Annotated in this window: 6 protein-coding genes and 1 pseudogene; 6 read left to right on the top strand and 1 reads right to left on the bottom strand. The window is 63.7% G+C overall.

Going from position 1 to position 7,269, the window contains the following annotated elements:
- The 6 genes and pseudogenes from dapB to IBX54_RS10540 form a co-directional block, all read left to right on the top strand.
- A partial coding sequence (gene dapB / locus IBX54_RS10565) for a 4-hydroxy-tetrahydrodipicolinate reductase (protein ID WP_296542617.1) occupies positions 1 to 792 on the top strand: 792 nt, incomplete at its 5' end.
- Positions 793 to 884: 92 nt separating this feature from the next.
- Positions 885 to 3,590, top strand: coding sequence for a leucine--tRNA ligase (gene leuS, locus IBX54_RS10560; RefSeq protein WP_296542616.1), 2,706 nt, complete (start codon positions 885 to 887; stop codon positions 3,588 to 3,590).
- Between the two features lie 3 nt (positions 3,591 to 3,593).
- Complete coding sequence (gene lptE, locus IBX54_RS10555) at positions 3,594 to 4,142, top strand: LPS assembly lipoprotein LptE (RefSeq protein ID WP_296542615.1); 549 nt, start codon at positions 3,594 to 3,596, stop codon at positions 4,140 to 4,142.
- A 9-nt stretch (positions 4,143 to 4,151) separates the two neighbouring features.
- Positions 4,152 to 5,219 (top strand): DNA polymerase III subunit delta, encoded by a 1,068-nt coding sequence (gene holA / locus IBX54_RS10550; RefSeq protein WP_296542614.1) that lies wholly within the window; start codon positions 4,152 to 4,154, stop codon positions 5,217 to 5,219.
- A gap of 110 nt (positions 5,220 to 5,329) precedes the next feature.
- Positions 5,330 to 5,560, top strand: a pseudogene (locus IBX54_RS10545) (PsiF family protein); the annotation flags it as partial.
- A 195-nt stretch (positions 5,561 to 5,755) separates the two neighbouring features.
- Positions 5,756 to 6,124, top strand: coding sequence for a GtrA family protein (locus IBX54_RS10540; RefSeq protein ID WP_296542613.1), 369 nt, complete (start codon positions 5,756 to 5,758; stop codon positions 6,122 to 6,124).
- 23 nt (positions 6,125 to 6,147) lie between these two features.
- On the opposite strand, the gene IBX54_RS10535 is transcribed toward IBX54_RS10540, so the two are convergent.
- Positions 6,148 to 7,071, bottom strand: coding sequence for a LysR family transcriptional regulator (locus IBX54_RS10535; protein WP_296542612.1), 924 nt, complete (start codon positions 7,069 to 7,071; stop codon positions 6,148 to 6,150).
- Positions 7,072 to 7,269 lie beyond the last annotated feature (198 nt).

Raw genomic sequence — 7,269 nt, 5'->3', positions numbered from 1 at the left:
ATTTGCGTGGCCGGTGCCAGCGGGCGCATGGGGCGCATGCTGATCGAGGCCGTTTGCCGGGCTGACGATTGCAAGCTCAGCGGCGCGCTCGATGTGGCCACCAGCCCGGCCGTTGGCATGGACCCGGCGGCCGCTTTGGGCTTGAGCAGCGGCGTGGCCATCAGCGCCGACCTGCGCACCGGCCTGAACCAAGCCCAGGCCCTGATCGACTTCACCCGCCCCGAGGGCACCCTGGCGCATTTGCAGGTGTGTCGCGAACTCGGCATCAACGCGGTCATTGGCACCACCGGTTTCAGCGACGCCCAAAAGCAGCAAATCGGCGAGATCGCCAAAGACATCGCCATCGTCATGGCGCCCAACATGAGCGTCGGTGTCAACGTCACGCTCAAGCTGCTGGAGATGGCGGCCAAGGCGCTCAACACCGGGTACGACATCGAGATCATCGAGGCGCACCACCGCCACAAGGTGGATGCGCCCTCGGGCACCGCGCTCAAAATGGGCGAGGTCATTGCCAGCGCGCTGGAGCGCGACCTGAAAGACTGCGCGGTCTATGCGCGCCAGGGCGTCACCGGCGAGCGCGACCCCTCCAGCATCGGCTTTGCCACCATCCGCGGCGGCGACATTGTGGGCGACCACACGGTGTTGTTTGCCGGTGTCGGCGAGCGCATCGAGATCAGCCACAAATCATCCAGCCGGGTCTCTTATGCCCAAGGCAGCTTGCGTGCCGTGCGCTTTCTGAGCGGGCGCAAGTCGGGTCTGTTCGACATGGCTGATGTGCTCAGCCTGAAGTGATGCCACGGCGGGCGCTGCCAGCGGCTGGCAAACCCTAAAATCGATCTTTATTTCACGCCACAGCGGTGCCTGCGCCGCTTTCCCAGACCGCCATGCAAGAAAAATACCAGCACCTCGACGTAGAACCCGCAGCCCAGGCCCACTGGACCGCTTTGGACGCTTACCGTGTCACTGAAAACGCGGTTGACGCCAACGGCAAGCCCAAGAAAAAGTTTTATGCCTGCTCCATGCTGCCTTACCCCAGCGGCAAGCTGCACATGGGCCATGTGCGCAACTACACCATCAACGACATGCTGACGCGCCAGTTGCGCATGCAGGGCTACAACGTGCTGATGCCGATGGGCTGGGACGCCTTTGGCCTGCCCGCAGAAAACGCCGCTTTGAAAAACGGCGTGCCGCCCGCCAAATGGACGTTTGAGAACATTGCCTACATGAAGCAGCAGATGCAGGCCATGGGCCTGGCCATCGACTGGAGCCGCGAGGTGGCCACCTGCACGCCCGAGTACTACAAGTGGAACCAATGGCTGTTTTTGAAAATGCTGGAAAAAGGCATTGCCTACCGCAAGACCCAGGTTGTTAACTGGGACCCCGTAGACATGACCGTGCTGGCCAACGAGCAGGTCATCGACGGCAAGGGCTGGCGCACCGGTGCCGTGGTGGAAAAACGCGAGATTCCGGGCTATTACCTGGCCATCACCCAGTACGCAGAAGAGCTGCTGGCCAACGTGACCGGCGACAAGATGCCCGGTTGGCCCGAGCGCGTCAAGCTGATGCAGGAAAACTGGATCGGCAAGAGTGAGGGTGTGCGCTTTGCTTTCACGCACGACATCCGGGCGGCCGACGGCAAGCTGATTGACGACGGCCGCATGTACGTCTTCACCACCCGGGTCGATACCATCATGGGCGTCACGTTTTGCGCCGTGGCGGCCGAGCACCCGATTGCAGCTTGCGCAGCGCAAAGCAACCCGGCCCTGGCCGCCTTTATTCAGGAATGTGCCCATGGCGGCACCACCGAGGCCGAGCTCGCCACGCAAGAGAAAAAGGGCATGGCCACGGGCCTGTTTGTGACGCACCCTTTGAGCGGCAACAAGGTCGAAGTGTGGGTCGGCAACTATGTACTGATGAGCTACGGCGACGGCGCCGTGATGGGCGTGCCCGCGCATGACGAGCGCGACTTTGCCTTTGCCCTCAAATACGCCTTGCCGATCAAGCCGGTGGTGGCTGTGGCTTCACACGCGTTTGACACGTCTGTCTGGCACGACTGGTATGCCGAAAAAGGCGCGGGTGTCGCCATCAACTCGGGCAAATACGATGGCCTGAATTTCAGGGCCTGCGTCGAAGCCGTGGCGGCTGACCTGGCAGCGCTGGGCCTGGGCGAGAAAAAAATCACCTGGCGCCTGCGTGACTGGGGCGTCAGCCGCCAGCGCTACTGGGGCACACCGATTCCGATCATCCATTGCGAGGAACACGGTGCCGTGCCGGTGCCGGAAAAAGACCTGCCGGTGGTGCTGCCGGATGACCTGGTGCCAGACGGCTCGGGCAACCCGCTGAACAAGTGCGAGGCTTTTCACGCGGGTGTGACTTGCCCAATTTGCGGCAAACCCGCCCGGCGCGAAACCGACACCATGGACACGTTCGTGGACAGTTCCTGGTACTTCATGCGCTATTGCGACCCCAAAAATGCCGACCAGATGGTGGCCGACGGTGCCGACTACTGGATGCCGATGGACCAGTACATCGGCGGCATCGAGCACGCCATCCTGCACCTGCTGTACGCGCGTTTCTGGACCAAGGTGATGCGCGACCTGGGGCTGGTGAAGGTGGACGAGCCCTTCACCAAGCTGCTCACGCAAGGCATGGTGCTCAACCACATTTACAGCCGCCGCACCGAAAAAGGTGGCAAGGACTACTTTTGGCCGACTGATGTGGAGCATGTGTTCGACGACGCCGGCAAGGTCAGCGGCGCGCGCCTGGTCAAGGCCGTGGGCGGTTTGCCGGTGGGCACGCCCATCGATTACGAAGGCGTGGGCACCATGTCGAAGTCCAAAAACAACGGCGTCGATCCGCAGGACCTGATTGAAAAATACGGCGCTGACACCGCCCGCCTGTACACCATGTTCACCGCCCCGCCCGAGGCCACGCTGGAGTGGAACGACGCCGCGGTAGAGGGCAGCTACCGCTTTTTGCGCCGGGTGTGGAACTTTGGTGTCAAACTGGCGGCGACGCAAGCGCAAACGCAAACGGTTCACGCCGCAACGGCTTCGGTCGCCAATCTGCAAGCCCTTGAATTCGGCAAGGAAGCCAAGGCCTTGCGGCTGGAGATCCACACCGTGCTCAAACAGGTCGATTACGACTACCAGCGCATGCAGTACAACACCGTGGTCAGCGGCGCCATGAAAATGATCAATGCGCTGGACGACTTCAAAAGCACCGACAGTGCGGGCGCCCAGGTGGCGCTCAATGAGGGCTTCGGCATTCTGCTGCGCTGCCTGTACCCGGCCACGCCGCACATCGCGCATGCACTGTGGCAAGCGCTGGGCTATGCCGCGCAACTCGGCGACCTGCTCGACGCGCCCTGGCCGCAGGTGGATCCGGCCGCGCTGGTACAGGACGAAATCGAACTCATGCTGCAAGTCAACGGCAAGCTGCGCGGCTCGATCGTGGTCGCTGCCTGCGCTGACAAGGCCGCCATCGAACAGGCCGCCATCGGCCATGAGATGTACCAGAAACTCAGCCAGGGCGCGGCGCCAAAAAAAGTGATCGTGGTGCCGGGCCGTTTGGTTAACCTGGTGCTCTGAGCCATGACGCAACACGCAACTCTGCAAGCCCCGGCTGGCGCCTCACGGCGCGCTGTGCTTCGGCTTGCAATTCTGGCGGCTGCCGGTGCCGGGTTGAGCGGCTGTGGCTTCCGGCTGCGCGGCAGTCAGGCCTTTTCTTTTCGGAGGATTGCCATCCTGCCCCAACCCGGTGGCGCCATTGCGCAGGAATTGCGCGCCTCGTTTGGCCCTGGTGTTCGGGTGCTCGGCGCAGAAGATGAGCTCAAAACAGCGCAACTGGTGCTGACGCTAACCGATGAACGGCGCGAAAAGAGCGTGGTCGGTGTCAACGTGTCGGGCCAGGTGCGTGAGTTCCAGTTGCGCCTGCGCGTGCGCCTGAGCCTGCGCACGGCCAGTGGCAAGGAAATCAGCGTGGACGATGACATCGTGCAGCGGCGCGACATCAGCTACAACGAATCTGCCGCGCTGGCCAAGGAAGCCGAGGAGGCGCTGCTCTACCGCGAGATGCAGACCGACGTCGTGCAACAGATCCTGCGCCGTCTGGCCACCATTCAGCCGGCCCAGCTGGACTGACGCTGCCCCATGCAAATCCAGCCCGCTGCCCTGGCCGCGCATCTGCAAAAGGGCCTGAAGCCGCTTTACACCCTGCACGGCGACGAGCCACTGTTGATCCAGGAGGCGCTCGATGCCATTCGCGCTGCGGCACGCGCCCAGGGTTTTACCGAGCGCAGTTCGCACACTGTGGCTGGGGCCCACTTTGATTGGGGCGAGGTGCTTGCCGCAGGCGGTTCGCAGAGCCTGTTTGCCGACAAGCAAGTGCTCGAGCTGCGTATTCCGTCAGGCAAGCCCGGCAAGGAGGGCAGCGTGGCGCTGCAACAATTGGCGCAGGCATCGCGCGGCAACGACAGCGTGCTGACGCTGGTGATGCTGCCACGGCTGGACCGCACGACCAAAGCCAGCGCCTGGTTTGCCGCGCTGGAGGGTGGCATGACGATTGAGGTGAGTCCGGTGGAGCGGGCCGCCCTGCCGCAGTGGATCGCCCAGCGCCTGGCCGCCCAGGGCCAGCGCGTGGTGGCCGGTGTGGAGGGCCAGCGCACGCTGCAGTTTTTTGCCGACCGGGTGGAGGGCAACCTGCTGGCCGCGCACCAGGAAATCCAGAAGCTCGCCCTGCTGCACCCGCAGGGCGAATTGAGCTTTGCGCAGATCGAGAGCGCGGTGCTCAACGTGGCCCGTTTTGATGTCTTCAAGCTCAGCGAGGCGGTGCTTGCGGGCCAGCCCGAGCGGGTGCAGCGCATGCTCGACGGCTTGCAGGCCGAAGGCGAGGCCGAGGTGCTGGTGCACTTTGCGCTGAGTGAGGACATTCGCGCGCTCAAGCGCGTCAAGGATGCCATTGCGCGTGGCAGCCCCCTGCCCATGGCCCTGCGCGAGCAACGGGTGTGGGGCAACAAGGAGCGCCTGTTTGAACGCGTGCTGCCACGCCTGAGCGCCGCCACGCTGGCGGGTTTTTTGCAGGATGCCCACCTTGTTGACGGCGTGGTCAAGGGGCTCAAGCGGCCCGACTGGCCGGCGGCGCCCTGGCAGGCCCTGCAACGCCTGGCGCTGCGCCTGTGCAGCGCCTGTGCCACTCAGAAACCGGCCTCGCCGCGTTGATCAGGCGGGTGGCACCGCGTGTCAGCCCTGCGTCAACTGCCGGGACCCATGATGGGCCGTGAGCGGGAACCCAGCCGGGGTTTCTGTGTTCACGTTTCAAGGGAGTCACCATGAGAAAGTTTTTCACATTGTTGGGCCTGAGTCTGTCGCTGGGCTTTGCCTATGCCGCAAGCCCAGCCGCCCCTGCCAAGCCGGCCAGCGCGGCGACACCGGCAACGCCTGCGGTCCCTGCGGCAAAAAGCACCCAGCAGAACAAAATGAAAACCTGTAACAAGGAAGCGGGCGACAAAAAACTCAAGGGTGACGAGCGCAAAGCCTTCATGAAGGCGTGCCTGAGCAAAAAAGTCTAAGCCTGACAGTTAAAAAAACCGCAAAAAACCCCGCACAGTGCCACTGGCGGGGTTTTCTTTTGGCATGATGCGGGGTATGCCGACACGCCAGACCCTGATGCCTTCCATTTCCTGTGTCATTCCTGTGTACAACGAAGCGCGCAGCCTTGGCTTGCCGGCGCTGCAACTGCCGGATCAAGCCCCGGCGTGAGCGCTTCCACCTTCTGGTTCCTGGCCGTGGGCGGCGCGGCTGCGGCGACCCACATGGCTGTTTTTGCGCTGCTCCACGCGCACATGTGGCCCGAATTGGCCAACGCGCTGGGGTTTGTGATTGCGTTTGGCGTCAGCTTTGCCGGCCACCGGCGGCTCAGTTTCAAGGATGCCGGCACCAGTGTGGCCACCAGCCTGCGCCGATTCGGCGTCACCGCGCTGGCTGGCTTTGCCAGCAACGAAATCATGTTTATCCTGTTGCTGCGCTGGCTGGCGCTGCCGAGCCTGCTGGCGCTATTTGTGGCGCTGGTCTTTGCAGCCGGGCAAACCTTTGTGCTCAGCCGTTTCTGGGCCTTTCGCCGCTGACGACGCGGCGGCTCCACCCGGAATCAGTCATGTGACAGCCAGAAGCTCGGGCGGGCATATTGCGCTTTCAGGTAGTCCACCCACAGCCGCACGCGCAGTGGCAGATGCTTGCGCTGCGGGAACACGGCGTAAATGCCGTTGGCTGGCGCAGCAAACTCTTCCAGCACGGGCACCAGCGCACCCGAGGCCACCTCAGCCTGCACCTCCCAGGTGCTGCGCCAGGCAATGCCGTAGCCCGCCAGACACCAGTCAAACAGCACCTCGCCATCTGAGCAGCTCAGCGGCCCGCCGGGCTTGAGGTGAATCACTTCAAGGCGTTCTTTTTGCGGTACGGAAAAGGCCCAGCCGCGCGTTTGCGAGGCATCGTTGGACAGCGTCAAGCAATCAAAGCGGGCCAGATCGTGCGGGTGCTGCGGTGTGCCATGCTGCTTGAGGTAGGTGGGCGTGGCCACGCACAGGCGCCGGTTGTCGGCCAGGCGCACGCCCACCAGGGCAGAGTCGGGCATTTCGCCCACGCGCACGGCGCAGTCGAAACCCTCGGCGGCCAGGTCCAGCACGCGGTCGCTCAGGTTCAGGGAAATCGTCACTTCGGGGTGTAACTCGCGAAAGCGCGGCACCAGCGGTGCCACATGGCGGCGGCCAAAACCGGCTGGCGCCGTCAGGCTCAAATGGCCGCTGGCCTTGATGCCGCCGGCCGACACGCTGGCCTCGGCGTTGGCCAGGTCGCTGAGCAGGCGCTGGCAGTCTTCCAGAAACGCGCTGCCTTCGTGCGTCAGGCTCACGCGCCGTGTGGTGCGCACCAGCAGCTTGACCCCGAGCCGGTCCTCCAGCGCGTCGAGGCGTCGGCCGATGATGGCGGCGGCCACGCCCTCGGCCTTGGCCGCTGCTGTCAGGCCGCCGCGGGTGGCCACCGAGACAAAGGTTTCGAGTTGTTTGAGTTTGCTCATGAGTGTGAATTGGCTTGGCTGGCGAGCGTAGGCGTGCATATTAACAAGGCTGCTTGCGCGTTGGCTGTGGTTTTTGTTTTGGGTTTCGGAGCCGGGTGTCGCCCCGGCGGGCGAGGTAAGAAAGGCGACCCCGCTGTCTGCGGCCCGCAGCTTTGCTGCGGGCAACCTGCGCTGAATGGGTTTTGCGGGGGCGTCGCT

Source organism: Rhodoferax sp. (genome assembly GCF_014859475.1).
GTDB lineage: Bacteria > Pseudomonadota > Gammaproteobacteria > Burkholderiales > Burkholderiaceae_C > Rhodoferax.
The sequence above is the reverse complement of the archived record's forward strand: the minus strand, read 5'-3'. Positions and strand labels throughout refer to the sequence as shown.

What these genes read in the sequence shown, in the direction of transcription:
- leuS (WP_296542616.1), top strand. Translation starts at nt 885, where the DNA reads ATGCAAGAAAAATACCAGCACCTCGACGTAGAACCCGCAGCCCAGGCC.
- lptE (WP_296542615.1), top strand. Translation starts at nt 3,594, where the DNA reads ATGACGCAACACGCAACTCTGCAAGCCCCGGCTGGCGCCTCACGGCGC.
- holA (WP_296542614.1), top strand. Translation starts at nt 4,152, where the DNA reads ATGCAAATCCAGCCCGCTGCCCTGGCCGCGCATCTGCAAAAGGGCCTG.
- IBX54_RS10535 (WP_296542612.1), bottom strand. Translation starts at nt 7,071, where the DNA reads ATGAGCAAACTCAAACAACTCGAAACCTTTGTCTCGGTGGCCACCCGC.